A 26,694-nucleotide genomic window follows, 5' to 3' on the forward strand; every position below is an offset into this window, starting at 1 on the left:
ATGCCCAAGTCCCGGCCGGATCAGTCCGGCAGCGGCGGCGCCGACGGAACGCCCGGCGTCGGGACACCGGACGGCAGTGGCGGCGCCGCCGGGGCCTCCGGCTTGCCCGGCAGTCCCGCGCCGTCCGGCAGCAGCGACTCGCACGCCTTGACCGCCTCGCCGTACTCGGCGGAGAACACGTCGACGCGCTCGCCGCGGACGTCGAGGTTGACGATCCCGTCCTTCGAAACCGTGACGTCGGGGAAGCCGGGCAGCCCGTGCGAGCGCACGCACGCGGTGAACGCCTTCCCGCCGTCGTCGGCGGCCGTCTGGGTGGTGGCGCCCATGGCGGACGGCGCGGCCATCACACCCGACCCCACGGCCGCGATCACGGCCGCCAGGATCGTGCCCTTGATGGTGGACCCCTTCATGATGATCTCCTCTGTTCTCGGGTGATCCCAGACAAGCCGATCGCCGGTTACCGCCAGGGAACGGCGGCGGTTACCCCGCTGTAACCCCGTTCTGCGCATGCTGGGCGGATCATGAGGGTGCTGATCGTCGAGGACCACGAGGAGCTGGCCCGGACCGTCGCCGCCGGGCTGCGCCGCGAAGGCATGGCCGTCGACGTGGCGCTCGACGGCGAGGCCGCGCTCGAACGCACGTCCGTCAACGACTACGACGTGGTCGTGCTCGACCGCGACCTGCCAGGACGGCACGGCGACGAGGTCTGCGCGACGCTGGCCGCCACCGGCCACCCGGCCCGGGTGCTGATGCTCACCGCCGCGGGGACGATCGACGACCGGGTGACCGGGCTGGGCCTCGGCGCGGACGACTACCTGCCCAAGCCGTTCGCGTTCGCCGAGCTGGTGGCCAGGATCAGGGCGCTGGCCAGGCGGGCCCGCCCGGCGCTGCCGCCGGTGCTGGTCCACGGCGACCTGCGGCTCGACCCGGCCGCGCGCGTCGCCACCCGCGACGGGCGCAGGCTCGCGCTCAGCCCCAAGGAGTTCGCGGTGCTCGAACTGCTGCTGTCCGCCCGGGGCGCGGTGGTCTCGGCCGAGCAGCTGCTGGAGCGCGGCTGGGACGAGTTCGCCGACCCGTTCACGCAGACGGTGAAGGTGACGATCAGCCGCTTACGCCGCAAGCTCGGCGACCCGCCGCTGATCGAGACGGTCCCGCAGGCCGGGTACCGGATCTGAGCCGCAGGAAGCAGGCCGGATGCTCGCCATGAGCCCCAGACCCGCCATGAGCCCCAGGAGAACCGTCAGGCTGCGGCTGACGCTGCTCTACAGCGGCCTGTTCCTGGTCGCCGGCCTGCTGCTGGTCGCCCTGATCTACTTCCTGGTCGAGCACTCGCCCTTCCCAGGCCCGCCGGCCGCCCCCGCCATGCCGGGAGTGCCGGGCACGGACGTCACAGTGCCGCCGATCGGCACCCCCCACCCGGCCGAACAGCAGGCCGCGAGCATGCGCAGGCTGCTGGTGAACTCGGTGATCGCGCTCGTCGTGATGGCGTTCGCGTCGATGCTGCTCGGCTGGCTGATGGCCGGACGGGTGCTGCGGCCGCTGCACGACATGACCGCCACCGTCCGCCGCATCACCGCCGACCGGCTCGACCGCCGACTGGCCGCCTCCGGCCCGGACGACGAGCTGAAGGAACTGGCCGACACCTTCGACGACCTCCTGGACCGGCTGGAGCGCGCCTTCACCGCGCAGCGGCGATTCGTCGCCAACGCCTCGCACGAGCTGCGTACCCCGCTGACGCTGCAGCAGGCCATGGCCGAGGTCGCGCTGGCCGATCCGGACGCCGACGCCGCCGCGCTGCGCCACGTGCTGAACCGCCTGCTGGCCACTGGGCAGCACCAGGAACGCCTGATCGAGGCGCTGCTCGTCCTGGCCAGGAGCCAGCAGGGGCTGGACCGCCGCGAACCGCTCGACCTGGCCGACATCGCCGGTCAGGTGCTGGGCGAGCGCAGCGATTCCCGCGTCGAGTCCGCGCTGCGCCCGGCACCGGCCTCGGGCGCTCGGGCGCTGGTCGAACGCCTGGTCGTGAACCTGGTCGACAACGCGGTGCGGCACAACGTCCCAGGCGGGTGGGTCTCGGTGACCACGGACACCCGTGACGGCCAGGCCAGGATCACCGTCGCCAACAGCGGACCGGTGATCCCGCCCGACCGGGTCGAGACGCTGCTGCAGCCCTTCCAACGCATGGAACAGGGCAGGAAGGCGGTCGGTGACGGGCTCGGGCTCGGGTTGTCGATCGTGGCGGCCGTCGTCCAGGCGCATCACGGGACGCTGGAGGTCGTCGCGCGGCCGGAAGGCGGGCTGGAGATCACCGTCGCACTCCCCCGGTGAGCACGTTTTCCCTAAGGGTGTCGCGAACGGACTCACGGTGGTAGGGTCCTGGGGTCACGTACCGTAATGGAGTTGTTCCAGAAGGTACTCGTCGTGATGAAAGGCGCGAAACCATCGGCCCAGTGGTTTCGCGCCCACACGACCCTCCGGCGTTGGTCAGACCTCCGTCGGCAGCGGGTACGCCGCCGGGTTCACCTTCCTGACGATCTCGTTCAGCGCGATCCGCACGTACGGCTCGCCCACCCACAGGTGCTTGGCCCCCTCCACGCCGATGACCTCGGCCTGCGGCACCCTGGAGAAACGCCGCTCGGCCTCGGCCGGGCGCAGGTAGTCGTCGAACTCCGGCACCAGCACCACCAGCGGACGGCCGAAGGCGGCCCAGGCGTCCAGGTCGGCGTCGGTGGCCCGGTGCAGCGGCGGCGACAGCAGGATCGCGCCCTCGATCAGCGGATCGTGCGCCCACTTGAGCGTCAGCTCGGTGCCGAAGGACCAGCCGACCACCCACACGTTCGGCAGGTCGTGGTACTCGGCGTACTCCAGCGCGGCCAGCACGTCGAACCGCTCGCCCTCGCCCCCGTCGAACGTGCCCTCCGACGTGCCGCGCTCGGAGGACGTGCCGCGGGTGTTGAAGCGCAGCACGGCCAGGTCGGCGAGCGCCGGCAGCCGGTTGGACGCCTTCTTGTACACGTGGCTGTCCATGTAACCGCCGTGCGTGGGCAGCGGGTGCAGGGTCACCAGCGTGGCCACGGGAGGACGGTCCTGCGGCAGGGCCAGCTCACCGACCAGGGTCAGGCCGTCGCCTGTGTGCAGCTCGATCGGCTCTCGCCTGGCCGGCAGCACGGTCGCCGCGCGAATCTCCAACGTCGCTCCCTCTCGCTCAGTAACGGCTGCGGCCGGGGCCGCGGTCGAGCCTCTTGCGCCAGCAGGCCGGATGCCAGTGGCGGCGTTCCTCGTCTCCCCCCGCCCAGGCCGGCCAGGACACCAGGTGCGGCTGCCCGGCCCGGATCTCCTGGTCGCAGCCCGGGCAGCGGTAGGTCTTGGTGGAGGAGGCCCCGGTGAGCATACGCACCCGCCAGTCGCCGTCCGGCCACTCCTCCACCTTGTCCATGCCCTGGGGGAAGCCGAGCGGACGGTTGTCGTCCCTGCGTCGGGCGCGGCGCGGGCTCATGGCCGGGGGAACGCGCCGAGGCCGGCGGTGACGAGCTGATCGAGCAGCGGTGCGGGGGCGAAGGCGGGCTCGCGGTACTCGGCGTACAGCGCGCGCAGCCCGTCGCGCACCCTGGCCAGGCCCAGCGTCTCCAGCATCTCGAACGGCCCGGCCGGGTAACCGCAGCCCAGCCTCATCGCCGCGTCGATGTCGGCGATCGAGGCGTAGCCCGCGTCGTGCATGCGGACGGCGTCGTTCAGATACGGGTAGAGCAGCGCGTCGACCACGAACCCAGCCCGGTCCTTGCACGGCACCGGCGTCAGCCCGGCGGCCCGCATCAACCCCGCCGCGCCGGTCGCGGCCCGCTCGGCGGTGAGCACGGTGGCGGCCAGCTCGGCCACCCGGTCGCCGACCAGGTGCACGCCGACCAGCTTGGCGGGGTCCTTCAGCCCGGCCGCGTACTCGATCACCGGCCGCTCGGCCTCGTGCAGCAGCACGTCGGGGTCGCCGGACGGCTCCAGCCCGGCGGCCCGCAGCCGGCCCGCGAGCTCGTCGCCGACCACGCCGAACGACACCGCCGCGGAGTCCACAGGCGCAGGCCGCTGCCCGTCCTCACCATAGAAGCCCCGGCCGGATTTGCGTCCGAGCAGTCCCGCCGTGACCAGCTCACGCAGCAGCGGCGCGGGCGCGTGCCGGCGGTCGCGCGTCTCGTCGTACAGGACGCCCATCACCTCGTACGCGGTGTCGAGCCCGATCAGGTCGAGCAGCGCGAACGGCCCCATCGGCAGCCCCACGCCCAGCTTCATGGCCGCGTCGACGTCGTCACGGGCGGCCACGCCCTGCTCCAGCAGCACCGCCGCGTGATTCAGGTACGGCAGCAGCAACCGGTTCACCACGAACCCCGCCCGGTCGCCCACCGCCACGACCGTCTTGCCCAGCCGCTCGGCCAGCTCCGCGACGCCGGACAGCACGCCGGGCTCGGTGACCACGGTGCCGACCACCTCGACCAGCTTCATCACCGGCGCCGGGTTGAAGAAGTGCATGCCGATCACCCGTCCGGGCCGCCCCGTCGCGGCGGCGATGGCCGTGACGGACAGCGAGGAGGTGTTCGTGGCGAGCACGGTCTCCGGGCCGCAGATGCGGTCGAGGTCCTGAAACAGGGAGATCTTGTAATCCATGATCTCCGGGATCGCCTCGACCACCAGATCGGCCGCGCGCAGGTCGTCGCGCGAGGTGGTGAGCGTGATGCGGCCCAGGATCTCCGCCTGCTCCGCGGGCGTCAGCTTGCCCTTGTCGACCGCTCTGCCGGTGGAGCGCTCAACGTGAGCACGGCCTCTGGCCAGCGCCTCAGCGTCGGCCTCGACCCCGATCACGCGCAGCCCGGCCCGCGCGAAAACCTCGGCGATCCCGGCTCCCATCGTGCCGAGCCCGACCACTCCCACCATTTCAAACGCCATACGAACAGTTTTCCAGAGCCGCTAAGGTGGACGGTCATGCGGCTGGTCATCGCGCGATGCAGCGTGGATTACATCGGACGGCTCACGGCGCATCTGCCGATGGCGCCAAGGCTCGTCCTGATCAAGGCGGACGGCAGCGTGAGCATCCACGCCGACGACCGCGCCTTCAAGCCACTCAACTGGATGAACCCGCCGTGCAAGCTCAAGGAGGACGGCGAGACCTGGACGGTCACCCACGGCAAGACCGGCGAGAAGCTGGTCCTGACCATGGCCGAGATCCTGCACGACTCCAGCCACGAGCTCGGCGTCGACCCCGGCCTCATCAAGGACGGCGTCGAGGCCCACCTGCAGGAGCTGCTCGCCGAGCACATCACCACCCTGGGCGACGGCTACACGCTGATCCGCCGCGAGTACATGACGGCGATCGGCCCGGTCGACATCCTGTGCCGCGACGCCCTGGGCGCCACCGTGGCCGTGGAGATCAAACGCCGGGGCGAGATCGACGGCGTCGAGCAGCTCACCCGCTACCTCGAACTGCTGAACCGCGATCCGCTGCTGTCCCCGGTGCGCGGCGTCTTCGCCGCCCAGGAGATCAAGCCGCAGGCCCGCGTACTGGCCACGGACCGCGGGATCGACTGCGTCACCCTGGACTACGCGGCACTGCGCGGCATCGAACCGGAAAACCCCACGCTCTTCTGACGCCCGATGCCTTCAATCCCCCGGGCATGGGCTTCGCGCGACGGGAGCTCAGGCGGCGCCCTGATCACATGAAGGCAGCAGGCTGTGAGGAATGCCACAGCAGAGGCCCAGGTCGCGATCAGCCGCTCATCCGCGAACCTCGCCCCTCACCGAGGAGCCAGGGCCGCGATGTCCTCGAACAGCCGCTCATGGGCGGCGGCCGCCTCGGGGGAGGTCAGGTCCATGTTCTGGATGAACCCGTGCACCAGCCCCGGTTCCTGCCGATGTGTCACCCGCACCCCCGCCTCGGCCAGCCGCCGGGCGTAGGCGTCGCCTTCGTCGCGCAGCGCGTCGTGTTCGGCGGTCACGATGAGCGCTTCCGGCATGCCGCGCAGGTCCGAGGCGTGCAGGGGGCTGGCGGGCACGCGGTCGAGCGGGTCGGGCGTCCAATGCTCGACGGCCCAGGCGAGGAAGCCGGCGTCCAGCCCATGGCCGGTGCCCTTCTCGGCGACGCTCGGCTGCGCGAGCGTCAGGTCGGTGTTCGGGCAGATCAGGATCTGGAGGGCGGGCAGCGGCTCCCCCGCGTCCCGTAGCCGCAGGCAGGCCATGGTGGCCAGGTAGCCGCCGGAGCTGTCACCGGCCACCGCCGCCGGCCGCGCCCAGCGCAGCACCGCGGCCACGTCCTCGATGGCGGCCGGGTACGGATGCTCGGGCGCGCGCCGATAGTCGACCGCCAGCACCTCGACGTCGCAGGCGGCGGCGATGCGCCGGCAGGTGCGGTCATGGGTGTCGAGGTCGCCGATGACGAAGGCCCCGCCGTGGACGAAGACCACCAGCGGACGCGGCTCCTCGGCCGGCCGGTAGCGGCGCAGCGGCGTTCCGCCGGGCGCGCGGAGGTCTTCCACGTGGGCGAGTATGGGCCCGGGAGTCCTGGTGGCGGCTCGCCGCTGCACGCTCTCGCGCAGTTCTCGCACATCGGGAAAGGTCATGAAGCTTCTCGTTCCTGAGGGCTCAGGGGGATTCGGATTCCCCGCAATCCGGACATCCCCATGCTCCCATCGAGAAACGTCCGAATCACCGCGGAGGGCACAGTGACGAAGATCGAGACGGCGGACAGGACGACCAGCGGCGAGGCCGTCGGGGACGTGCTCGCCCGGGCCTTCCACGACGACCCGGTGGTCGGCTGGCTGCTGCCGGACGGGAAGGGGCGGCCGCTCATGTTCGCCACCCTCACCCGGCACGTGCACGCCTTCGCCGACGTCGCACTCGACGAGGACGGCGGCATCGCCGGGGCCGCGCTGTGGGACCCGCCCGGGCATCACGGCGACTACGACGCCGCCATCCCCGGCCTGGCCGAGGCCATGGGCGACCGGTTGTCGAGGGGCATGCTGCTGGAGGAGACGTTCGAGCGGTACAAGCCGGCGTTCCCGTACTGGTATCTGGCGCAGATCGGCGCCTTGCCGGAGCGGCGGGGCAGCGGGGTCGGCGGTGCGCTGCTGGCCGCCGGGCTGGCCAGGTGCGACGCCGAGCGCTCGCCGGCGTATCTGGAGAACAGCAAGGAGTCGAACCTGCCCTTCTACGAGAAGTACGGCTTCGTCGTGACAGAGCGGTTCGCCCTGCACGACGGGCCCGACGTGTGGGGGATGCTGCGGCCGCCGGCCTGAGCGCCCGCCATCACGCGAGGCAGGCTAGTAAGCGAGGGCTTACCCGTCTATCGTGACGCCCATGACCACCCTGACCTTCGACTCACTCAATCCGGCCACCGGCGAAGTGGTCGGCAGTCACCCCAAGCACTCCCAGGACACCGTCCGCCAGGCCGTCGGCCGCGCCGAGGAGGCCGCCGCCTGGTGGGCCGCCCTCGCCCCGGCCGAGCGTCGCCGCAGGCTGCTCGACTACAAGGCCGTCGTCACCCAGAACCTGCGCGAGCTGGCCGACCTCGTACACCGCGAGACGGGCAAGCCGACCGGCGACGCCGTGCTGGAGATCGTGCTGGCCGTCACGCACATCGACTGGGCGGCACGCCACGCGGAGAAGGTGCTGGGCCGCCGCCGCGTGTCCACCGGCATGATCGGCATGAACCTGGCCGCCACGCTCGAGTACCTGCCGCTGGGCGTCGTGGGCGTCATCGGCCCGTGGAACTACCCGGTCTTCACGCCCATGGGCTCCATCGCGTACGCGCTGGCCGCGGGCAACGCGGTGGTGTTCAAGCCGAGCGAGCTGACCCCGGGCGTCGGGGTGCGGCTGGCGGAGCTGTTCGCCGAGTCGGTGCCGGAGCACCCGGTCCTCCAGACCGTGACGGGGCTCGGCGAGACGGGCGCCGCGCTGGCCGCCGACCCGCGGGTCAAGAAGATCGCGTTCACCGGCTCGACCGCCACCGCCAAGCGGGTGATGGCGGCCTGCGCGGAGAACCTCACCCCGATCGTGGCCGAGTGCGGCGGCAAGGACGCGTTCATCGTCGACGCCGATGCCGATCTGAAGGCCGCAGCGGACGCCTGCCTGTGGGGCGCGATGTCCAACGCCGGGCAGACGTGCGTGGGCGTGGAACGCGTGTACGTGGTCGACGCGGTCTACGAGCCGTTCATGCGGGAGCTGAAGGAACGCGTGGCCACGGTCCGGCCGGGCGAGCACTACGGCCCGATCACCATGCCGGCCCAGCTCGACGTCATCCAGCGGCACATCGACGACGCCGTCAAGTCGGGCAATGTCGTGACCGGCGGCCAGGACGCGGTCAAGGCCCCGTACGTCGACCCGGTGATCGTCGAGGACGTGCCGGAGGACTCGCCGGCCGTGCGCGAGGAGACGTTCGGCCCGACCATCACGGTGCGCCGCACCACCGACGCCCAGGAGGCGCTGGAGCTGGCCAACGCCTCTGCCTACGGCCTGGCCGGGACGATCTTCTCCAGGAACGCCCGCCGCGCCATGGAACTGGCCCGACTGATGCGTACCGGAATGACGGCGATCAACTCGGTCATCTCGTTCGCCGGAGTGCCCGCGCTGCCCTTCGGCGGAGTGGGCGATTCCGGGTTCGGCCGCATCCACGGCGCGGACGGCCTGCGCGAGTTCGCCAGGCCCAAGGCCATCTCACGTCAGCGGTTCGCACTGCCCGGGATGAACCTCACATCCTTCTCCAGAGGGGCCGATGAACTTGAGCGGCTGATCAGGCTTGTCACGTTCTTGCACGGCCGACGTAAGAGGTAATCTGCGCGCTCTTTCCCAAAACGGATCATCCGTCCATAATTGTGTGCTCTGGGGGCCACGATCATGTTGGACGGGTGGAATGTGAACCGGTCTTACCGGGGAATGACGGCTGAGCAAAGGCTGGCAGACAGACGAGAGCGGCTCATGACGGCCGCGTACACGCTATACGCGAAGCCTGGTTTCGCGGCGACCACGATCGAAAGGCTGTGCTCGGAGGCGCGGATCTCCAACCGGGCCTTCTACGAATGTTTCGGCGGACGCGAGGAACTCCTTCAGGCGCTGCACGAGCGGTGCGTGGAGGAAAGCCTTGCGGTCGTGGCCAAAGCGTTACAAGAGGCGCCCAATACCCTTGACGGCAGAGTCAAGGCAGGGATTCGCGCTTATATCGAATTCGCAACGGCCGACTGGCGTCGGGCCCGCATCATGCATCTGGAGGTCCGCAGGTCGGGCGACGTCCTGACAGTCTCGCGTCAGCGCGCGATCGACTCCTTCGCCCGGCTGGTCGAGGAGGCGTCGGCCGATTTCCCACCGGCCGGACAGCCGAATCTGCGCCTGGTGGCACTTGGAGTAATTGGAGCGCTACAAGAGCTGCTCATCGAATGGATCCTGGCCGACGAGCCGCCGGAGATCGAGGAAGTGATCAGGGTGGGCGTGCACATCTTCGAACGCTCCCTCGGTGCGTCGTGACGAGATGATTACAGAACGTGATTACATGACCTGGTGAGACGGGGGATAATCGCATTCATTGTTGTTTTTGGAACTACTACCGCCTGTGGGAGCATCTCGCCGGAAAACCAGGTTCCGGCAAAGGTTCTCCCAGAAAAAACTGCGGCGGCTCCCGCGCCGGCGAACCGGCGAGACTGGTGCGAGAACGGCGCGTGCGCATTGGCCGCCGGTCAGCGTCCGCCCCAGTTCGTCGTCCTGTCCTTCGACGGGGCCGGCGTGGGGCACGGCTGGTTCCGCACGATGCGCGAGGCGGCCGCGCGCAACCGGGCCACGCTCACGTTCTTCCTGTCCGGGGTGTATCTGCTGCCGCAGGACAAGCGCCGGCTCTACCGGCCGCCCGGGCGGCCGCGCGGCAGCTCCGACATCGGCTTCCAGCGGCCCTCACGGGTGGACGACCAGGCACGCGAGCTGACCGCGGCCTGGAACGCCGGCCACGAGATCGGCACCCACTTCAACGGCCACTTCTGCGGCGGCGACGGCGTGGCCTCCTGGTCGGCCCGCGACTGGCGCAGCGAGATCGAGCAGTTCCACCGCTTCGTCGCGGACTGGCGGCGCAACTCGGGTAACACGAGCCTGCCCGACCTGCCCTTCCGGGTGCGCGACGCGGTCAAGGGCGGGCGCACGCCGTGCCTGGAGGGCGATCGCCGGGCCATGTTCGCCGCGTTCAAGTCGTACGGCTGGCGCTACGACGCCTCGGGCACCGGCGACGTGGCCTGGCCGGTCAAGCGGGCGGGCCTGTGGCAGTTCCCGTTGCCGAGCATCCCCATTCCCGGCACCGGCCGCAGCGTGCTCGGCATGGACTACAACTTCTACACCGTCCACAGCGGGGCCAGAACGGGCCCCAGACGCCTGTGGAAGCGCTGGGAGCGCCAGACCACCCAGGCCTACGTCCAGGCCGTGGAGCGCTCGCTGAAGGGCGACAGGGCGCCGGTGTTCATCGGCAACCACTTCGAGAGCTGGAACGGCGGCATCTACATGCGGGCGCTGACCAACCTGATGGACCGCGTCTGCACCCGCGCGGAGGTCCGCTGCGTGTCCTTCGAGCAGCTCACCGACTGGCTGGACGCCCAGACCCCGCAGACCCTGGAACGCCTGCGCGCCAGGACGTGAACGCTTCGCAGGGGCGGGCGGCGACTGTTTCACCGCCCGCCCCCGAAACGAACCTGGTCGTCGCCCGCCTCCCGAAACGAGCCCGCGAAGACCGGATATGAGCGTCAGGCCACGGCGGCCGCGGGCACCTCCACGTGCAGGACCCGGTTCAGCCGGGTCACCGCCAGCACCCGCATGATCCGCGGCGGCACACTTCGCAGTACGAGGCGGCGTTGCACGCTGAGCGCGCGCCGATGCGTGCCCACGAGCACTCCGAGGCCGGTGGCGTCGATCATCTCCAGCTTCGAGAGGTCGAGTATCAGGTCACCCCGGCCGGAGTCGACGGCCTTGTGCAGCCGCTCGCGCACCCCGGCGGACGTCCCGGCGTCGAGCCGGGCCCCGATCCGCACCACCTGCGCCCTGGGATTGCCCCGAACGCGCATGCCACCTCCTCAGCCACGCCGCACTCGGCGTGGTCGTGCCCCTACGCGGAGCCGACGTGCCGAACCCCGCGCATATGACCCCCTACCCACGTATCGGCAGAGACACGACTGCCTGCAGAGAGAACTCTCCGTCACCGGTCGGACGGGCCGTGAGCTCGCCGCCCACGGCGGCCAGCCGCTCGCCCATCCCGGTCAGGCCGCTGCCCAGGTCCGCCCCCTGCTGCCGTGACACGCCGTCGTTGCGTACCAGCAGCTCGGCCTCCTGGTCGGTGAAGCGGAGGGTGATCTCACAGAACGACGCGGTGCTGTGCTTGAGCACGTTCGTGGCCGCCTCGCGCACCACGTAGGCGAAGACGGGAGCGACGCCGGCGGGCAGGTCGCGGTAGGGCAGGCGCACCTCGCAGCGCACGCCCGCCGCCTCCAGCACCCCCTTGATGCTGTGCAGCTCGGCGGTCAGGTCGAGCTCGCGGTAGCCGCGCACGGCCTCGCGCAGCTCGCGCAGCGCCTTCCTGGTCAGCGCGTTCACCTCGGCCATCTCGGACTTGGCCGCGCCGGCGTCGGCGTCGGCCAGCCGCACCGCGAGCTGGGTCTTCACCGCGATGGCCGACAGCTGGTGCCCGACCAGGTCGTGCAGGTCGCGGGCGAAGCGCAGCCGCTCCTCCGCCAGCGCCAGCCGCGTGTGCGCCTCGCGGCCCTCGTGCGCCTCGACGGCCATGGTCCAGATCCACGCCCACAGCCGGTTGGCCGGCAGCAGGGTCGCCGCCCACAGCGCGTAGACCAGGGTGAAGGACACCAGGGTGGTCCCCGAGTCCCCCATCCGCACCTCGCTCATCACGGATTGACCGGTGGCCAGGCTGAACCAGGACAGTGCGGTGCCCGCGAGGAACACGCCCACGCACAGGGCCGCCCCAACGCACCGCGAGCGCCCGATCCCGGCCACCGCCGACCAGGCCACCAGCATGAAGCCCCAGCCCATCGGCTCGCCGCTGCCGATGAGCGACCCGAGCACGGCCAGGACGCCCGCCGCCACCGTATCCCTGATGGCGTCCCTGCGCTCGACGAAGGCGTTGACCATCCGGACGTAGAGCCAGGAGAAGACGATCGCGGCGATCAGAGCGGGCACGAAACGCCAGACCGGGAGCTTCCCCTCACCCAGCCCGACGAGACTCATCATGATGATGAAGAGCCACAGGATGGCCAGGACGGAGTTGAACATCACCCGGGTCAGCCGACCGGCCCGCTTGATCGGATCCATGTGCGACTACTTGGCCCGCAGCACGTCGCCGAGCTTGACCCTGGCCCCGGTCCTGAGCACGGCCCGCTGGTAGATCTTCGCGCCGATCGACAGCACCCCGGCCACGGCCAGCAGCATCAGCGCGGCCGACGCGCCGACCTGCCACAGCGGCACCTCGGTCGCTGCCATGCGCACCGGCATGATCATCGACGAGAACGGCGGCACGTACGACATGACCACGGCCAGCACGCTGGTCGGCTCGGACGCGGCGTAGAAGGCCACGAAGTACGTCACCATCATGAGCATGGTCAGCGGCGACATCACGTTGCCGACCTCCTCCTGGCGCGAGACCAGCGAGGCGAGCGCGGCGGCCAGCGTGGCGAAGAACGCGTAGCCGAGCACGAACCAGATCAGCACGCCGACGACCACGCCCGTCATGCCGGGCGGGAAGTCCGCGGCCAGCCCGGAGGCGAACGCGGCGCCGAGCCCGGCCGCCAGGATCGCCAGGAGGTTGACCATGCCGAGCGCGCCCAGGCCGACGATCTTGCCGCCGAGCAGTTGCCAGGGCTTGATGGAGGCCAGCAGGATCTCCACGATCCGGCTGCCCTTCTCCTCGACCACGCCCATGCCGACCATCGTCATCTGCTGGATGAGCAGTATGAACAGCACGATCACCAGCGCGACCGCGATGCCGGTGCGCGCGGCCTGGTAACGCGTGTCGGCGCCGACCGACTCCATCTGCAGCGGCGGGACGTTCACCCCGGCCGCGCCGAGCTTCATCTCCCTGTTCGTGCTCTGGATGAGCACGGCGAGCTCGGAGTCGACCTCACCGTCGCTGATCACCTTGGCGCCGCCGACGATGACGGCGTCCACGTCACCGGCGAGCACGGCCTCCTTGGCCGCGGCCTCGTCGGGGAACGTGCGCCACTCGACCTTGGCCTCCGGCGCGGCGGCCTGGATCGGCAGCTGCTGGCTGTTGACGGTGCCGAGCCGGTACTCGTCCGGCTTGTTGAAGATCTTGGGCGCGAACGACGCGGCGGCCACCAGCACGATGGTGATGAGCAGGCCGATGGCGAACGCCCGGGTACGGATGTGCGTGGTGAACTCACGCCTGGCGACCAGCATCAGCCCGTTCACGCCACGGCCTCCTTGAAGATCTCGGTGAGTGACGGCTGCTCGGTGCCGAAGTGCTCGACGTGTCCCGCCTTCATGGCGCGGCGCAGGATCTCCTGGTCGTCGCCGCCGACGACGCGCAGCACGTGCCTGTCCCCCTGGACGGTGACGGTGCCGTCGAGCCCGTCGGCCCAGCCCACAGCGGCGTCCCGGACGACCACGCGCAGCGTGTTGCCCTCGGCCGCGCGCAGGTCGGCGACCGTGCCGGTGGCGACCATGCGGCCTGCGGAGACGATGCCGACCGAGTCGCACAGCCGCTCGACCAGGTCGAGCTGGTGGCTGGAGAAGATCACCGGCACGCCGCCCCTGCAGCGTTCCTGCAGCGCGGTGGCCAGCGCGTCCACGGCGATGGGGTCGAGGCCGGAGAACGGCTCGTCCAGCACCAGCACCTCGGGGTCGTGCACCAGGGCCACGGCGAGCTGCACCCGCTGCTGGTTGCCCAGCGACAACGCCTGCACCGCGTCGTTCCTGCGCTCGGTCAGCCCGAGCCGCTCCAGCAGCTCGTCGGTGGCCTTCTTGGCGGCGGCCGGGCCGAGCCCGTGCAGCCGGCCGAAGTACTCGATCTGCTCCGCCGCGCGCATCTTCTGGTACAGCCCGCGCTCTTCCGGCATGTAGCCGAAGCGCCGGCGGGCGACGTGGTCGAGCGGCTTGCCCTGCCAGCTCACCGTGCCGGAGTCGGCCTGCAGCACGCCCATGACGATGCGCATCGTGGTCGTCTTCCCGGCCCCGTTGGCGCCGACGAACCCGAACATCTCGCCCGGCCGTACGGCGAAGCCGATCCCGTCCAGCGCGACTTTGCCGCCCGGGGCGTCCGGGCCGCCCGCGAAGCGCTTGCGCAGTTCGCCGATCTCGAGCATCAGGTCATCTCCTTCGTCATGCCCCATAGTGGCGCGAATGACGTTCTGCCTGGTAGTCGGATAAATCACCCGACCCATGTGGACCCTGCGTCCGATCCGGATGACATTTGTCATGTGCCGCACCCGGCGTGCGATCCTTGGCTTCATGACGCGTGCAGACAAGGACAAACCGGTCGTCCTCTCCCGGATCTACACCCGCGGCGGCGACGACGGCACCACCGCGCTGGTGGACATGAGCCGGGTGCCCAAGACCGACCTGCGCCTGGCCGCCTACGCCGACGTCGAGGAGGCCAACGCGCACCTGGGCCTGGCCCTGGCGCACGGCACGCTCTCCGCCGACCTGGCCGCACTCCTGGTACGGGTCCAGAACGAGCTGTTCGACCTGGGCGCGGACCTGGCCACCCCGGTCGTGGAGAACCCGGAGTTCCCGCCGCTGCGGGTCGAGCAGAGCTACATCGACCGGCTGGAAGAGCAGTGCGACAGGCTCAACGCCGATCTCAAGCCGCTACGCAGCTTCATCCTGCCCGGCGGCGACCCGGCCACGGCCGAGCTGCACCTGGCCAGGGTCACGGCCAGGAGGGCGGAACGCACCACGTGGGCGGCGCTCGAAGTGAACGACGACATGAACCCGCTCACCGCGCGCTATCTGAACCGGCTCTCCGACCTGCTGTTCATCGCCTGCCGGGTGGCCCACGACGGGAACGAGATCCTGTGGAAGCCAGGCGGCACCAGGTAGCGGCGGCTCAGGCGACGTCGAGATACGCGCTCGGCGGGGCCGACTCCAGCCAGGCCAGGAACCCGGTCAGCGCGTCGGCGCTCATCGCCAGTGAGATGTCACGCGTGCTGCCGCTGCAGTCGACCGCGTAGAGGCCGCCGTCGATCTCACGGCGGGAAGAAACGATCAAGCCGCGCCTCGCGATCGCGTGGCGCGGCTTGAGACGGATGCCCATCAGGGGAATCCAGTGGAGCTCACCGTCGGCGTACCTGGCTACCCCGCTCTGCCATCCGTGGTCGCCCATCCGGAGGCGGCAGGGTACGCTCCCGCGCGAACGGGCCAGCGTGACCCCGCGCAGAACCACCAGGGCGGCAAGCAGCAACACGAAAACCGATACCGTTGCCACCATGCCGCCCCCTAGGCTCGTTGAATAGTTATACCTCTTCGCCGGCCGCGCGCAGCCGGGCCCGAGCACGCTTGGCCTCGACCGCCGCGTCGGCGTCTTCCTGGTTGGCATCGATCGACGCCTGGGCCCGGTCGAGAGCGTCGCGAGCCGCCGCGACGTCGACCTCCGACCCGAGTTCCGCGGCCTCGGCCAGCACAGAGACCTCGTCGTCCGCGACGGAGATGAACCCACCGTGCACCGCGGCGACCAGCTCAGGCTCGCCGTCCCGCTTCACCCGCAGCACGCCGCCCTCGACGAGGACGCCGAGCACAGGTGCGTGTTGCGGCATAATACCGATCTCGCCGTCCACGGTCTTGGCAATCACCATGTCGGCTTCGCCCGACCAGATCTCACGCTCGGGTGAGACAACCCCTACGCGTAGCTTCGCCACTTGTGTAGGTTCCTTTCCGATCAGGTAGTGGCACGGCGCGCGGCCGTACCACTACCGTGAGGCGATTTACCGACGCTCGAGTTCCTTGGCCTTCGCCACGGCCTGCTCGATGCCACCGACCATGAAGAACGCCTGCTCGGGCAGGTGGTCGTACTCACCCGCGCAGAGGCCCTTGAAGGAGGCGATGGTCTCGTCCAGCGGCACGTTCTCGCCCGGCTGGCCGGTGAACGCCTCGGCGGCGTACATCGGGTGCGACAGGAACCGCTCGATGCGACGGGCGCGCTGAACGGTGACCTTGTCCTCTTCGGACAGCTCGTCGATACCGAGGATCGCGATGATGTCCTGGAGCTCGCGGTACTTCTGCAGGATCCGCTTGGTCTCCTGGGCCACCCGGTAGTGCTCCTCGCCCACGATCTGCGGGTCGAGGATGCGGGAGGAGGAGTCGAGCGGGTCGACCGCCGGGTAGATGCCCTTCTCCGAGATCGGCCGCGAGAGCACGGTCTGCGCGTCGAGGTGCGCGAACGCGTTGTGCGGGGCCGGGTCGGTGATGTCGTCGGCGGGGACGTAGATCGCCTGCATGGAGGTGATCGAGTGACCACGCGTCGAGGTGATGCGCTCCTGGAGCACACCCATCTCGTCGGCCAGCGTCGGCTGGTAACCCACGGCCGACGGCATACGGCCGAGCAGCGTGGAGACCTCGGAACCGGCCTGCGTGAAGCGGAAGATGTTGTCGATGAACAGAAGCACGTCCTGCTTCTGCACGTCGCGGAAGTACTCCGCCATGGTCAGCGCGGACAGCGCGACCCGCAGACGGGTGCCCGGCGGCTCGTCCATCTGGCCGAAGACGAGCGCGGTGTCCTTGAGGACGTCCGCCTCCTCCATCTCCAGCCAGAGGTCGTTGCCCTCACGGGTGCGCTCGCCGACGCCGGCGAACACCGAGGTACCACCGAAGTTGCGGGCGACTCGACGGATCATCTCCTGGATGAGAACCGTCTTGCCCACGCCGGCGCCACCGAACAGGCCGATCTTGCCACCCTGCACGTACGGCGTCAGCAGGTCGATGACCTTGATGCCCGTGACGAGCATCTCGGTACGCGACTCGAGCTGGTCGAACGGCGGCGACGGACGGTGGATGCCCCACCGCTCGTTGATCTTCAGGGAGGCGGTCGGCACGTCCAGGGACTGGCCGAGCGTGTTCCACACGTGACCCTTGACGACGTCGCCGACGGGCACCGAGATCGGCGCGCCGGTGTCGGTCACGGCCGAGCCGCGGACCACGCCGTCGGTGGGCTGCATGGAGATGGCCCGGACGAGGTTGTCACCCAGGTGCTGGGCGACCTCCGCGGTCAGGATCTTGGTCTCGCCGCCGAGGGTGACCTCGATGGTGAGCGCGTTGTAGATGTCGGGCATCGCCTCGACGGGGAACTCCACGTCGACGACGGGCCCTGTGACGCGAGCCACGCGGCCGGTGCCGGCCGACGGGGTCTCAACAGTCTCAACAGCCTCTGCAGTCATTTCACTCTTTCCCCGCTGCGGCGTCAGCGAGCGCGTTGGCGCCACCGACGATCTCGCTGATTTCCTGGGTGATCTCGGCCTGGCGAGCCTGGTTCATCTGCATGGTGAACACGCGGATCAGCTCGTTGGCGTTGTCCGTGGCGGACTTCATGGCGCGGCGCCGCGCGGCCTCCTCGGAAGCGGCCGACTGCAGCAGCGCGGTGAAGATGCGGGACTCCACGTAGCGCGGCAGCAGCGACTCGAGCACGTCGCCCGCGGTGGGCTCGAACTCGAAGTACGGCGGGATCGCCTCCCGCTCGCTCGCCTCGGTCTCCTCGATCTCGAGCGGCAGGATGCGCTTGACCACGACGTTCTGCGTGAGCATCGAGACGAACTCGGTCGAGACGACGTGGATCTCGTCGATCCCGTTCTCGTCCTTGAACGACTCGATCAGCGTCGCGGCGATCTCCTTGGCGTCGGCGTAGGCCGGCTTCCTGGAGAAGCCGACCCACTGGCCGCCCATCTGCCGCTGGCGGAAGGAGTGCCAGGTGACACCCTTGCGCCCGGTGACGAACGGCACCACGGACATGCCGCGGCTCTCCAGCAGCCCGCGCAGGGCCTCGGCCTCGCGCAGGACGTTGGCGTTGAAGCCACCGCAGAAGCCGCTGTCGCTGGTGACGATGAGGACGCCCGCCTTGGCGGGGTTCTCCTTCGCCACGGTCAGCGGATGGTCGACGCTGGCCGCGTTGCTGACGACGCCGGTGACGGCGCGAGTGATCTCACGCTCGTACGGCAGCGCCGCCTGCATCCGCTGCTGCGCCCGCACGATCCGCGAGCTGGCGATGAGCTCCTGGGCGCGCGTGATCTTGGCGGTCGACTTGACCGACTTGATCCGCCGCCGCAGCAGCCTTAGCTGGGCACCCATCGGCTACTGCTCCGCCGCCGGACGGACGACCTTCTTGATCTTCTCCTGGCCGACCTCGTCCGCGCCGAGCGGCGCGACCGGCTCGTCCTTGACCAGCAGCTCGCCCGAGGAGGTGGTGAAGCCCTTCTTGAACTCCGTGATGGCGTCCTTGAGCGCGGTCACCGTGTCGTCGGACAGCTCGTTGGTCTCACGGATGCTGTCGAAGATGCCCTTGTGGCCGCTCTGCAGGTAGTCGTGGAACTCACCCTCGAAGCGGCGCACGTCCTCGACGGGCACGTCGTCCAGCTCACCGGTGGTGCCGGCCCAGACCGAGACGACCTGCTTCTCGACCGAGAGCGGCGAGTACTGCGGCTGGATGAGCAGCTCGGTCAGGCGCTGGCCGCGGTCGAGCTGGGCGCGGGAGGCCGCGTCCAGGTCGGAGGCGAAGGCCGCGAAGGCCTCCAGGTCGCGGTACTGCGACAGCGACAGACGCAGCGTGCCGGCCACCTTGCGCATGGCCTTGACCTGCGCGGAGCCACCGACTCGCGAGACCGAGATACCGACGTTGATGGCGGGGCGGATACCGGCGTTGAAGTAGTCGGTCTCCAGGAAGCACTGGCCGTCGGTGATGGAGATGACGTTGGTCGGGATGAACGCCGACACGTCGTTGCCCTTGGTCTCGATGATCGGCAGGCCGGTCATCGAGCCGCCGCCCATGTCGTTGGAGAGCTTGGCGCAGCGCTCCAGCAGACGCGAGTGGAGGTAGAAGACGTCACCGGGGAACGCCTCGCGGCCCGGCGGGCGGCGAAGCAGCAGCGAGACGGCGCGGTAGGCGTCGGCCTGCTTGGTGAGGTCGTCGAAGATGATCAGGACGTGCTTGCCCTGGTACATCCAGTGCTGCCCGATGGCGGAACCGGTGTAGGGGGCGATGTACTTGTAACCGGCCGGGTCGGACGCCGGGGCGGCGACGATCGTGGTGTACTCCAGCGCGCCGGCCTCTTCGAGACGCGAACGCACCTGGGCGATCGTGGAGCCCTTCTGGCCGACGGCCACGTACACGCAGCGCACCTGCTTCTCGGGGTCACCCGAGAGCCAGTTGTCGCGCTGGTTGAGAATGGTGTCCACGGCGATCGCGGTCTTGCCGGTGCCACGGTCACCGATGATCAGCTGGCGCTGGCCACGGCCGATCGGCGTCATGGCGTCGATCGCCTTGATGCCGGTCTGCAGCGGCTGCTTCACCGGCTGCCTCTGGACGACCGAGGGGGCCTGCAGTTCGAGGGCGCGCAGGCCCTCGGACTCGATGGCGCCCTTGCCGTCGAGCGGGTTGCCCAGGGGGTCGACCACGCGGCCGAGGAAGTTGTCGCCGACGGGCACGGACAGGACCTCGCCCGTCCTGCGGACCGTCTGGCCCTCCTCGATCTTGCTGAAGTCGCCCAGGACCACGACACCGATTTCCCGGGGGTCGAGGTTCAGTGCCAGGCCGCGCGTGCCGTCCTCGAACTCGAGCAGCTCGTTCGCCATCGCCGAGGGAAGGCCGGAGACATGGGCAATGCCGTCGCCGGCGTCGACGACGGTCCCGATCTCCTCGCGCGCGGCGCCTTCCGGTTCGTACGCCTGGACGAAGCGCTCAAGCGCGTCCCGGATCTCGTCCGGCCGGATCGTAAGCTCCGCCATCTCTACTCTGTCTCCCTATTCGCCTAGCCGGCCAACCGGCGGCGGACTTCTTCGATTCGTCCCACAATGGTGGTGTCGATGATCTCGTCGCCGATGCGGACCGAGAACCCACCGAGCACCCGCTTGTCCACCTCGACGTTCAGGTGCACGTCGCGACCGTAAGAGGCGCGCAGCCAGTCGCTGAGTCGCTGCTTCTGCGCGTCGGTCAGCTCGACCGCGCTGCGCACGACCGCCACGAGGCGCTGGCGCTGCTGGGCCACGAGCCGCCCGAACTCCTCCAGACCTGCGTCCAGGCTACGTCCTCGCGGGTGCACGACCAGCTGCGTGATGAGGCGCAGGCTGGTCGGGGCGACCCGGTCGCCGAGCAGGTCGCGCAGCAGCTGCTGCTTGCCCGCCGCGGGCGCGCCCGCGTCGGCGAGCGCGCGACGCAGGTCGGAGTTCGCCGACACGATTCGTCCGAAGCGGAAGAGCTCGTCCTCCACGTCGTCGAGCCTGGACTGGCTCTCGGCCTCCGCCGCAGCGGCGACGACACCGAGCCGTTCGAGCACGTCGGCCAGGTCGCCGATGCGCGACCACCGGGCCGAGACCGCGGCCTCGACGGTGGCCAGCGTGGCCTCGGTGACCTTGCCTTCGAGCAGCACGCGCATGGTCTGCGCCTTCTGCTCGGGGGACCTGGCCGGGTCGGAGACCGCCCGGCGCAGGCCGTGCTCGCGGTCGAGCAGATCCGCGACGGCGAACAGCTCGTCGGAGAGCGTGCCGAGGTCCGCGCTACCGGCGGCCGCGTTAAAGCGCTCCTCGACCTCTGCCAGCGAGGTCCTGCTCAAACCGCGCATCAGCGCACCGCCTGCGCGTTGCTGTTCTCCAGCTCATCGAGGAACCGGTCGACGATGCGGCTCTGCCTGGCCTCGTCCTCGAGGGACTCGCCGACGATGCGGCCGGCCAGGTCGGTCGACAGGCGACCGATCTCCGTACGGAGCTGAGCGAACGCCGCCTGGCGGTCCGCCTCGATCTGGGCGTGCGCGGCCTCGACGAGACGACGGGCCTCGGCCTGCGCCTCCTCGCGGAGCTCCGCCTTGATCTGAGCGGCCTGCTCGCGAGCCTCCTCGCGCAGCCTGGCCGCGTCGCGCCTGGCCTCTTCCAGCCGGTCGCGGTACTGCTCCTGCAGCTTCTGCGCTTCGGCCTGGGCCTCCTCGGCCCTCTTGATGCCGCCCTCGATGGCGTCGGTGCGATCGGCCAGCGTCTTCTGGATACGCGGGACGAGCATCTTGCCGACGACGAGGAAGACGACGAGGAACGAGAAGATGCCGACGATGAGCTCATAGTCGTGCGGGATGAGGGGGTTGGCGCCCCCCTCCTGCGCGAGGAGCGTAGCTGCCATGATCATGGGTGCAGCCTTTCGTCAGGGATTCTTCTGGCTTTAGAGCTGCGCGAAGATGAACGGGGCGACCAGACCGAGCAGGGCCAGGGCCTCGGTGAGGACGAAGCCGAGGAGCATGTTCTGGCGGATCAGGCCGTAGGCCTCGGGCTGACGCGCGATGGCCTGCACGCCCTGACCGAAGATGATGCCGACGCCGATGCCGGGGCCGATGGCGGCAAGACCGTAACCGATGGCGGTGACGTTGCCGGAGACCTCAGCGAGAACGCTCATTGCTGTTTTCCTTTACTGGACGGCCGGTGAGCGGATTTTCACCGGTCATGGATATTCCGGTATGTGGTTCTCAGTGATCCGAGTGCAGCGCGCCACCGATGTACATGGAGGCCAGCATCGCGAAGAGGAACGCCTGCAGGAACTGGATGAACAACTCGAACGCGGTGAAGATGATGGTCATGACCACGCCGATCACGCCCACCCCGACACCCAGGGGCGTCAGCTTCTCGAACAGGAACCAGAAGCCCACCATGCTGAAGAACGCCAACAGCATGTGACCGGCGAACATGTTCGCGAAGAGTCGGACGGCGTGCGTGAACGGCGCGATGATCAGGTTCGACAGGAACTCGATCGGCGCCAGCAGGAAGTAGATGAACTTCGGCAGCCCGGGGGGGAACATCATGTTCTTGAAGTAGCCCCAGCCGCCCTGGTGCTTCACGCCCAGGTAGATCTTCAGGACGTAGATGATGACCGCGAGCACCGCCGGGAAGGCGATGTGCGAGGCGACGGGGAACTGGGCGAGCGGAATGACGCCCATGATGTTCCAGACCAGCACGAGGAAGAACAGGCTGACGAGCAGGCCCATCCACCTGTCGGCGTCCTTGCCCAGGAACGGGCGGGCCACCTGGTCGCGGACGAACATGTAGCCGTACTCCATGACGTTCTGCACGCCCCGCGGCACGACCTTGGGATTGGCGAAGGCGGCCCAGCACAGGCCGACCACGAGGATCACGCTGAGCGCGGCGAGCAGCACCGGCTTGGTGAACCAGGCGACCCCGGGAATGATGGGCGGCAGCTCGAACAGCTCGGCAGGCGTGGGCGCCCTGAACTCATCGCCCGGAGGAGCTAGGACCGTCAGCGCAGTCACGCGGCGTTCCCTTCAACGTCGTAGTGGATCACAAGGATTTCCTCAGCGAAGTGATCGCTGCGTGGGGCTAGCGACCGAACTTCCGGTAGGCCAGGTAGCCGGCGAGAACCAGCCCCAGCACGATGCCTATGGGGAAGAACGCGGACATGTCGAGCCACCGGTCCAGCAACCACCCGATGCCGCCGTAGACCGCCATCCCGGCGAGCAGATAGCTGGGGATCGACCACATGGCGTCGGCGAAGTCGCGACCGTCTTGTTCCGGTCGGCGTTCCTGTTCGCTCATCGCGGCCCCGACGATAGCAGGCGAGTAGAGGACTAGTCATATCGGACCCCGCCCTTTTACCAGTCATGAGTCACCCTGTCCGGGGACCTTGGCGTCGGGGTCGACGTACAACATTTTGGTTTTGACGAAGGCGCGAACCTCGAAGGCCGTCCAGACGATGGTGCATACCACGACCGACCAGGCGAACGCCCGCGGATTCCACAGCGTGGTGTCGCCGAAGGTGGCGAGCACGATCATGATGACGACGACCTTGACGAGATAGCTCACCATCGCGGCGATCGCCATCATCTGCGGGGAGACTCGCGACGCATAGGAGACCGCTACCACGCTGATGCTGAAGAAAACACCGACGAGCAGGGTGCCGATCGTCGCGCCGATCGCTCCCTTGCCGCCCGCGAGCACGAACGCCACGACCACGGCGACCAGCCCGACCGAGAAGGTCGGAATCGCGGCGCTTTTGAGTACGCGCACGTCGTTGGCCTGCATCGGTGCTCCATCAGTGAGTTATCAAGCGAGCGTTTGCTACCTCCAGAGCCGGTGCATCTGAAGGTCCCTGCTCGTGAAAGATATCACAAGCTCACGGATGACCGCTTTTACCTGCCGTTTCTAGTTAGCGATCATGATCTGCCCGGAAAGACCGGAATGACCGGATTGCCCTCTGCTGTCGCACGTTCCTGCGACGAGGGGCCGTCCGTGGGCGGCATCCGCCGCCGGATCTCGGTCTCGGGTGTGATGGGCGGCATAGGCCCGGTGGGCGGGCCGTCGTCGTCGGGCTGCTTGCTGCGCGGCGCCGCGTGCGCGCCGCCCTTGCCCCGCCAGCGCGGCGCCGCCATCAGCACGAGCACGGCCAGCGCGAGGACGATGACCAGCGGGAACATCAGCACGGGCACGCCGACCGTGGACATCGCCACGATGCCGAAGGCGAACAGGAACGCCCACGCGTACATGATCAGCACAGAACGCCGGTGCGAGTGGCCGATGTCGAGCAGCCGGTGGTGCAGGTGACCGCGGTCGGGCGCGAACGGCGACATGCCGTAGGAGGTGCGCCGCACGACCGCGGTGATCAGGTCGACCAGCGGCAGCACCAGCACCGCCGCGGGGACCATCAGCGGCAGCAGCACCGGCACCTTGTTCATGTCCTCGATCACGGCCGGGTCGAGCGGGGTGACCGTGACGATCGAGGAGGCCAGCACGAGACCGATGAGCATCGCCCCGGTGTCGCCCATGAAGATCTTGGCCGGATGGAAGTTGTGCGGCAGGAACCCCAGGCAGGTGCCGATGAGAATGGCCGCGATGGCCGCCGTGGTGGTGATGCGGTCGCCGCTGATGCTCTGCGAAAGGAAGATCGAATAGGCCCAGGTGGCCATGCCGGCGATGCAGACGATGCCCGCGGCCAGGCCGTCGAGCCCGTCGACGAAGTTGACCGCGTTGATCGTGACGACCACGACCATGATCGTGATGATCGTGCTGAGCGTGTAGTCGAGGCTGGTGGAGCCGCCCCAGTCTTTCGGCAGCGGGATGTAGACCAGTCTCAGGTCGAAGGCCACCAGCACCCCGGCCGCCGCGATCTGCCCCGCGAGCTTGATGAAGGCGTCCATGCCCCACCAGTCGTCGAGGAAGCCGGTGAGCGTGATGAGGCCGCCGGCCACGATCAGCGCCACCACCGGATGGCCGTCGGCCTCGCTCAGCGCCACCCCGGTGTTGGCCAGCTCGCCGGCCACCAGCAGCCCCGCGACCAGACCGCCGTACATCGCCAGCCCGCCCAGTCTGGGCGTGGGAGTGGTGTGCACGTCGCGATCGCGGACCTCGGGCATGGCGCCGATACGGATGGCGAAGCGGCGCACCAGCGGGACCAGCAGGTATGTCACCGCCGCTGCTATGAGCGCCATGAACAGGTATTCGCGCACGGACCTAGTTTCCCGGATGCTCCGGCCAGCTGTGACCGGAAAACGACACAGACCAGCTTAAAATTCGCTCAGATATGGCTGATGGATGGCGAGAAGCGCCGCAACCCTTTCCCTGATCTCGGCCGCCGCGCCCGGATGGCGCACGGCTCGCGCGACCAGGCTCCCGACCTCCTTGAGTTCCTGGAGCCCCATCCCCTGCGTGGTGGCGCAGGGCGTGCCGACCCGCATCCCGGACGTCACCGCGGGCGGCTCGGGATCGTACGGGATGACGTTGCGGTTCAGCGTGATCCCCGCCGCCGCGCACCGCGACTCCGCCTCGGCGCCCGACACGCCCGCGCCACGCAGGTCGATCAGGGCCAGGTGCGTGTCCGTGCCGCCGGAGACCGGCCGCATGCCCTCGTCGGCCAGCGCGTCCGTCAGGGCCTGGGCGTTCGCGACCACGCGCCTGGCGTAGTCGGCGAACTCCGGCCGCATCGCCTCGCCGAACGCGACCGCCTTGGCCGCGATCGCGTGCATCAGCGGCCCGCCCTGCACGAACGGGAACACCGCCCGGTCGATCTTCCTGGCCAGCTCGGCGGTGCACAGGATCGCGCCGCCGCGCGGGCCGCGCAGCGCCTTGTGCGTGGTCAGCGTGACGACGTCGGCGTACGGCACCGCCGAGGGGATCGCCCGGCCCGCCATCAGCCCGGCCGGATGCGCCACGTCGGCCAGCAGCCACGCGCCCACCTCGTCGGCGATGCCGCGGAAGGCCGCGTAGTCGATCAGCCGCGGGTAGGCCGTGGCCCCGCAGACGATGACCTTCGGCTGGTGCCGCAGCGCCAGATCCCTGACCTCGTCGTAGTCGATCAGTTCGCTGTCTCGACGCACGCCGTAGGAGACGACGTCGAACCATCTTCCTGAGAAGTTCACCTTCGAGCCGTGCGTGAGGTGCCCGCCGTGCGGCAGCGCCATGGCCAGCATGGTGTCGTCGGGCTGCAGCAGCGCGGCGTAGGCGGCCAGGTTCGCCGAGGCGCCCGAGTGCGGCTGGACGTTGGCGTGCTCGGCGCCGAACAGCTCCCGCGCCCGCTGGACGGCCAGCAGTTCGGCCCGGTCCACCACCTCGCAGCCGCCGTAGTAGCGGCGGCCGGGGTAGCCCTCGGCGTACTTGTTCGTCAGCGTGGAACCCAGGGCGGCCAGGACCGCGGGCGAGGTGAAGTTCTCGCCGGCGATGAGCTGGATACCGCCGCGGATCCGGTCGAGCTCGTCGAGCAGCACCTGGGCCAGTTCGGGGTCCTGCCGCTGGAGCAGGCCGAAGTCCGGTCCGTAGTAGGGCTGACCACCCATTTCCCCACTGTACGACCCGATGTCCGATTTTTCCATAAATGATTTTGAGAGGGAGGTGATGTGACATAAGGGGTGATTGGTGGCTTGTGTTACATACGGGGCGTTTCTGACGTGGCCGGGATCCAGCGCGGCAGCCGATACGACTCCTCGCTGATCGCGCTCAGCACGTTGTAGCGGTATTTGTCGAGCTTGTTCTGCCAGGACTTGATGTCGGCCACATAGCGGTCGCCCACCTTCGCATCCCAGGTCTGGGGGCTGGTGGCGAGGCTGTGGGTCTTGTTGAGCGCGGTGTCCAGGACGTCCAGCTCGCGCTTGGCGTCGTCGTAGGCGTCGGCCAGCTCGTCGATCCTCGGGTTGAAGATCATCTTGTTCGTGACGTCGTCCAGCGCGCCGGCCGTCGCGCCCGGCTTGGGCCAGTCGTCGTTCGCGTTGAACCGCTTCGGGGCGGGCGGGTCGTCGTAGCTCATCGCTCACTCGCTCCTGTCGGGGACGCCTGGGTCGCCAGGGTGGATCGAACCGGGCGGGCCGTCCGGGCGGATGTCCTGCGGCACCCAGTCGCCGCGCCCGTACTCGCCCGGCGGGACCTGCACGGAGGGCATCTCGAGTGGCTGGACGTCGCGGGGGTTGTCCATGAGTGCCTTGAGTTCGGCGGGGTCGATCGGGGCGGCGTCGAACGAGACGACGTCGCTGCCGTCGGTGGCCCAGGTGGTGT

The 26,694-nt window shown here is 69.3% G+C and carries 32 protein-coding genes; 8 read left to right on the top strand and 24 right to left on the bottom strand.

Features of this window, described 5'->3' with window-relative positions; all coding sequences use genetic code 11:
- Positions 1 to 20: 20 nt before the first annotated feature.
- On the bottom strand, positions 21 to 410 hold the full coding sequence (locus HII36_RS13835) for a hypothetical protein (RefSeq protein ID WP_173523556.1): 390 nt from the start codon (positions 408 to 410) through the stop codon (positions 21 to 23).
- Positions 411 to 521: 111 nt separating this feature from the next.
- On the opposite strand from HII36_RS13835, the gene HII36_RS13840 reads away from it, so the two are divergent.
- Positions 522 to 1,175 (top strand): response regulator transcription factor, encoded by a 654-nt coding sequence (locus tag HII36_RS13840; RefSeq protein ID WP_173523557.1) that lies wholly within the window; start codon positions 522 to 524, stop codon positions 1,173 to 1,175.
- A 28-nt stretch (positions 1,176 to 1,203) separates the two neighbouring features.
- Entirely contained in the window at positions 1,204 to 2,328 is a 1,125-nt protein-coding gene (locus HII36_RS13845) for a sensor histidine kinase (RefSeq protein WP_217369494.1), read from the top strand.
- Positions 2,329 to 2,484: 156 nt separating this feature from the next.
- Here the strand turns inward: HII36_RS13845 and HII36_RS13850 are convergent, their stop codons facing one another.
- Genes HII36_RS13850 through HII36_RS13860 form a run of 3 tightly spaced genes read right to left on the bottom strand, consistent with a single transcriptional unit; the run spans position 2,485 to position 4,932 of the window.
- The gene (locus HII36_RS13850) at positions 2,485 to 3,189 is read right to left on the bottom strand and encodes an alpha/beta hydrolase (protein WP_173523559.1); all 705 of its coding nucleotides are present in this window, start codon (positions 3,187 to 3,189) and stop codon (positions 2,485 to 2,487) included.
- Positions 3,190 to 3,205: 16 nt separating this feature from the next.
- Positions 3,206 to 3,496, bottom strand: a complete 291-nt coding sequence (locus HII36_RS13855) for an ATP/GTP-binding protein (RefSeq protein WP_173523560.1) — start codon at positions 3,494 to 3,496, stop codon at positions 3,206 to 3,208.
- Positions 3,493 to 4,932 (bottom strand): 3-hydroxyacyl-CoA dehydrogenase family protein, encoded by a 1,440-nt coding sequence (locus tag HII36_RS13860; RefSeq protein WP_173523561.1) that lies wholly within the window; start codon positions 4,930 to 4,932, stop codon positions 3,493 to 3,495. The genes HII36_RS13855 and HII36_RS13860 overlap by 4 nt, the downstream gene beginning before the upstream one ends.
- Positions 4,933 to 4,968: 36 nt before the next feature.
- Here HII36_RS13860 and nucS point away from each other — a divergent pair, with 36 nt between their 5' ends.
- A complete protein-coding gene (gene nucS / locus HII36_RS13865; protein ID WP_173523562.1) occupies positions 4,969 to 5,631 on the top strand; it encodes an endonuclease NucS in 663 nt (220 codons plus the stop codon).
- Positions 5,632 to 5,777: 146 nt separating this feature from the next.
- Here the strand turns inward: nucS and HII36_RS13870 are convergent, their stop codons facing one another.
- Positions 5,778 to 6,599, bottom strand: a complete 822-nt coding sequence (locus tag HII36_RS13870; RefSeq protein WP_173523563.1) for an alpha/beta hydrolase — start codon at positions 6,597 to 6,599, stop codon at positions 5,778 to 5,780.
- Between the two features lie 102 nt (positions 6,600 to 6,701).
- Between HII36_RS13870 and HII36_RS13875 the strand changes: the two genes are divergently transcribed.
- The 4 genes from HII36_RS13875 to HII36_RS13890 all read left to right on the top strand — a co-directional run bounded on the left by HII36_RS13875 (position 6,702) and on the right by HII36_RS13890 (position 10,644).
- A complete protein-coding gene (locus HII36_RS13875; RefSeq protein ID WP_217369495.1) occupies positions 6,702 to 7,274 on the top strand; it encodes a GNAT family N-acetyltransferase in 573 nt (190 codons plus the stop codon).
- Between the two features lie 61 nt (positions 7,275 to 7,335).
- Entirely contained in the window at positions 7,336 to 8,808 is a 1,473-nt protein-coding gene (locus HII36_RS13880; protein ID WP_173523565.1) for an aldehyde dehydrogenase family protein, read from the top strand.
- Positions 8,809 to 8,952: 144 nt separating this feature from the next.
- A complete protein-coding gene (locus HII36_RS13885) occupies positions 8,953 to 9,495 on the top strand; it encodes a TetR/AcrR family transcriptional regulator (RefSeq protein ID WP_236003476.1) in 543 nt (180 codons plus the stop codon).
- 198 nt (positions 9,496 to 9,693) lie between these two features.
- Positions 9,694 to 10,644, top strand: coding sequence for a polysaccharide deacetylase family protein (locus HII36_RS13890; protein WP_173523567.1), 951 nt, complete (start codon positions 9,694 to 9,696; stop codon positions 10,642 to 10,644).
- A gap of 104 nt (positions 10,645 to 10,748) precedes the next feature.
- Here HII36_RS13890 and HII36_RS13895 read toward each other — a convergent pair whose 3' ends face one another.
- The 4 genes from HII36_RS13895 to HII36_RS13910 all read right to left on the bottom strand — a co-directional run bounded on the left by HII36_RS13895 (position 10,749) and on the right by HII36_RS13910 (position 14,330).
- Positions 10,749 to 11,066 (bottom strand): STAS domain-containing protein, encoded by a 318-nt coding sequence (locus HII36_RS13895; protein WP_173523568.1) that lies wholly within the window; start codon positions 11,064 to 11,066, stop codon positions 10,749 to 10,751.
- 82 nt (positions 11,067 to 11,148) lie between these two features.
- A complete protein-coding gene (locus HII36_RS13900) occupies positions 11,149 to 12,321 on the bottom strand; it encodes a sensor histidine kinase (protein ID WP_173523569.1) in 1,173 nt (390 codons plus the stop codon).
- 6 nt (positions 12,322 to 12,327) lie between these two features.
- The gene (locus tag HII36_RS13905) at positions 12,328 to 13,437 is read right to left on the bottom strand and encodes an ABC transporter permease (protein ID WP_173523570.1); all 1,110 of its coding nucleotides are present in this window, start codon (positions 13,435 to 13,437) and stop codon (positions 12,328 to 12,330) included.
- Complete coding sequence (locus tag HII36_RS13910) at positions 13,434 to 14,330, bottom strand: ABC transporter ATP-binding protein (protein WP_173523571.1); 897 nt, start codon at positions 14,328 to 14,330, stop codon at positions 13,434 to 13,436. The genes HII36_RS13905 and HII36_RS13910 overlap by 4 nt, the downstream gene beginning before the upstream one ends.
- A gap of 145 nt (positions 14,331 to 14,475) precedes the next feature.
- On the opposite strand from HII36_RS13910, the gene HII36_RS13915 reads away from it, so the two are divergent.
- Positions 14,476 to 15,066: a cob(I)yrinic acid a,c-diamide adenosyltransferase gene (locus tag HII36_RS13915; protein WP_173523572.1), complete on the top strand. Its 591-nt coding sequence runs from the start codon at positions 14,476 to 14,478 to the stop codon at positions 15,064 to 15,066.
- A 7-nt stretch (positions 15,067 to 15,073) separates the two neighbouring features.
- Here HII36_RS13915 and HII36_RS13920 read toward each other — a convergent pair whose 3' ends face one another.
- The 15 genes from HII36_RS13920 to HII36_RS13990 all read right to left on the bottom strand — a co-directional run.
- Positions 15,074 to 15,454, bottom strand: coding sequence for a DUF2550 domain-containing protein (locus HII36_RS13920; RefSeq protein WP_173523573.1), 381 nt, complete (start codon positions 15,452 to 15,454; stop codon positions 15,074 to 15,076).
- 25 nt (positions 15,455 to 15,479) lie between these two features.
- Complete coding sequence (locus tag HII36_RS13925; RefSeq protein ID WP_173523574.1) at positions 15,480 to 15,881, bottom strand: F0F1 ATP synthase subunit epsilon; 402 nt, start codon at positions 15,879 to 15,881, stop codon at positions 15,480 to 15,482.
- Positions 15,882 to 15,947: 66 nt separating this feature from the next.
- Positions 15,948 to 17,396, bottom strand: a complete 1,449-nt coding sequence (gene atpD, locus HII36_RS13930) for a F0F1 ATP synthase subunit beta (RefSeq protein WP_173523575.1) — start codon at positions 17,394 to 17,396, stop codon at positions 15,948 to 15,950.
- Position 17,397: 1 nt separating this feature from the next.
- Complete coding sequence (locus tag HII36_RS13935) at positions 17,398 to 18,300, bottom strand: F0F1 ATP synthase subunit gamma (protein ID WP_173523576.1); 903 nt, start codon at positions 18,298 to 18,300, stop codon at positions 17,398 to 17,400.
- Positions 18,301 to 18,303: 3 nt separating this feature from the next.
- Positions 18,304 to 19,953: a F0F1 ATP synthase subunit alpha gene (atpA, locus tag HII36_RS13940; RefSeq protein WP_173523577.1), complete on the bottom strand. Its 1,650-nt coding sequence runs from the start codon at positions 19,951 to 19,953 to the stop codon at positions 18,304 to 18,306.
- A 23-nt stretch (positions 19,954 to 19,976) separates the two neighbouring features.
- Positions 19,977 to 20,786: a F0F1 ATP synthase subunit delta gene (locus tag HII36_RS13945; protein ID WP_173523578.1), complete on the bottom strand. Its 810-nt coding sequence runs from the start codon at positions 20,784 to 20,786 to the stop codon at positions 19,977 to 19,979.
- A complete protein-coding gene (locus HII36_RS13950) occupies positions 20,786 to 21,337 on the bottom strand; it encodes a F0F1 ATP synthase subunit B (protein WP_173523579.1) in 552 nt (183 codons plus the stop codon). Before HII36_RS13950 ends, HII36_RS13945 begins: the two co-directional genes overlap by 1 nt.
- Positions 21,338 to 21,370: 33 nt before the next feature.
- Positions 21,371 to 21,601, bottom strand: a complete 231-nt coding sequence (gene atpE / locus HII36_RS13955) for an ATP synthase F0 subunit C (protein WP_055506968.1) — start codon at positions 21,599 to 21,601, stop codon at positions 21,371 to 21,373.
- Positions 21,602 to 21,671: 70 nt separating this feature from the next.
- A complete protein-coding gene (gene atpB / locus HII36_RS13960) occupies positions 21,672 to 22,469 on the bottom strand; it encodes a F0F1 ATP synthase subunit A (protein ID WP_173523580.1) in 798 nt (265 codons plus the stop codon).
- A gap of 67 nt (positions 22,470 to 22,536) precedes the next feature.
- Positions 22,537 to 22,752 (bottom strand): AtpZ/AtpI family protein, encoded by a 216-nt coding sequence (locus tag HII36_RS13965; protein ID WP_236003478.1) that lies wholly within the window; start codon positions 22,750 to 22,752, stop codon positions 22,537 to 22,539.
- 63 nt (positions 22,753 to 22,815) lie between these two features.
- A complete protein-coding gene (locus HII36_RS13970) occupies positions 22,816 to 23,238 on the bottom strand; it encodes a hypothetical protein (protein WP_173523581.1) in 423 nt (140 codons plus the stop codon).
- Between the two features lie 131 nt (positions 23,239 to 23,369).
- Positions 23,370 to 24,659, bottom strand: coding sequence for a glycosyltransferase family 4 protein (locus tag HII36_RS13975; protein ID WP_173523582.1), 1,290 nt, complete (start codon positions 24,657 to 24,659; stop codon positions 23,370 to 23,372).
- 57 nt (positions 24,660 to 24,716) lie between these two features.
- Positions 24,717 to 25,982 (bottom strand): serine hydroxymethyltransferase, encoded by a 1,266-nt coding sequence (locus HII36_RS13980; protein WP_173523583.1) that lies wholly within the window; start codon positions 25,980 to 25,982, stop codon positions 24,717 to 24,719.
- Positions 25,983 to 26,071: 89 nt separating this feature from the next.
- Positions 26,072 to 26,449, bottom strand: a complete 378-nt coding sequence (locus HII36_RS13985) for a hypothetical protein (protein WP_173523584.1) — start codon at positions 26,447 to 26,449, stop codon at positions 26,072 to 26,074.
- 3 nt (positions 26,450 to 26,452) lie between these two features.
- A partial coding sequence (locus HII36_RS13990; protein WP_173523585.1) for a hypothetical protein occupies positions 26,453 to 26,694 on the bottom strand: 242 nt, incomplete at its 5' end.

The sequence above is a fragment of the Nonomuraea antri genome, from assembly GCF_013283785.1.
Classification (GTDB): Bacteria; Actinomycetota; Actinomycetes; order Streptosporangiales; family Streptosporangiaceae; genus Nonomuraea; species Nonomuraea antri.